Origin of the sequence: Ruminococcus sp. RTP21204st1_B2_RTP21204_210225 (genome assembly GCF_040914135.1) — a bacterium.
Lineage (GTDB): Bacteria > Bacillota > Clostridia > Oscillospirales > Ruminococcaceae > Hominimerdicola > Hominimerdicola aceti.
On sequence record NZ_JBCPGA010000016.1, the window covers coordinates 50,197 to 51,421 of the forward strand.

At 43.8% G+C, this 1,225-nt stretch carries 1 CRISPR repeat array.

What is annotated here, in order from left to right:
* Nucleotides 1–51: 51 nt before the first annotated feature.
* Nucleotides 52–1,137: a CRISPR direct-repeat array (repeat unit 32 nt; unit sequence ATTTCAACTCACACGCTCACGTGGAGCGTGAC).
* Nucleotides 1,138–1,225: the final 88 nt, after the last annotated feature.

Genomic DNA, 1,225 nt, shown 5'->3' on the forward strand with positions numbered 1-1,225 from the left:
CTCACGTGGAGCGTGACCACGTCAATTACAACTGGAAAGACAACTTTTGACATTTCAACTCACACGCTCACGTGGAGCGTGACGTTGTTATAATTGGCATTTTTCTCACCTCAATAATTTCAACTCACACGCTCACGTGGAGCGTGACAAGTTCATTATCTGTTCATCAATGGTGTCTGGCATTTCAACTCACACGCTCACGTGGAGCGTGACGGACTTTTTGAGATACGCAATCGGCAAAATTAAGATTTCAACTCACACGCTCACGTGGAGCGTGACTTTGGAATATTCAGACAGCAGGGGTCAAACTGGAAATTTCAACTCACACGCTCACGTGGAGCGTGACGGGCGTAAACTCCCTCAAAATCCCATACCCCTAATTTCAACTCACACGCTCACGTGGAGCGTGACGTTATCTCTATCACGCATAATAGAGGATAAAAGTTAATTTCAACTCACACGCTCACGTGGAGCGTGACACATTGTAGTGATGCTGTCATTTTGGTTAATCTGATTTCAACTCACACGCTCACGTGGAGCGTGACAAACACAAACGTGATACCCGACAAAAATAAAAAATTTCAACTCACACGCTCACGTGGAGCGTGACGTGAAGATTTCAACAGATGATGTTTACGTTGTATGATTTCAACTCACACGCTCACGTGGAGCGTGACCTCAATTCAAATTGTGGTGATAAATGACGATACCATTTCAACTCACACGCTCACGTGGAGCGTGACTATTTTTCAGATGTATCTGATATGCTGCATAAAATTTCAACTCACACGCTCACGTGGAGCGTGACTGTCTGCTCTGAAATATAAACTCCAAAGAATTTTATTTCAACTCACACGCTCACGTGGAGCGTGACTGCCAGAAAAATCTACTTGCATTGCAGAATTTTCATTTCAACTCACACGCTCACGTGGAGCGTGACGATCTTCAAAATCACGTTTTTTAATACCTTGTTTATTTCAACTCACACGCTCACGTGGAGCGTGACCCATAAGCTTCTCAATCGTGTATGTATGTTGCTCATTTCAACTCACACGCTCACGTGGAGCGTGACACGGGATTAAAATAGTCGCCTAGAATACCATAAATTTCAACTCACACGCTCACGTGGAGCGTGACATGCTATCTTGTTGTAGGTTTGTCAATCATATTGGACACTATTATTAAGAAATTCGATAGGCGAAAACCATTTGAGGGGACGCATAGG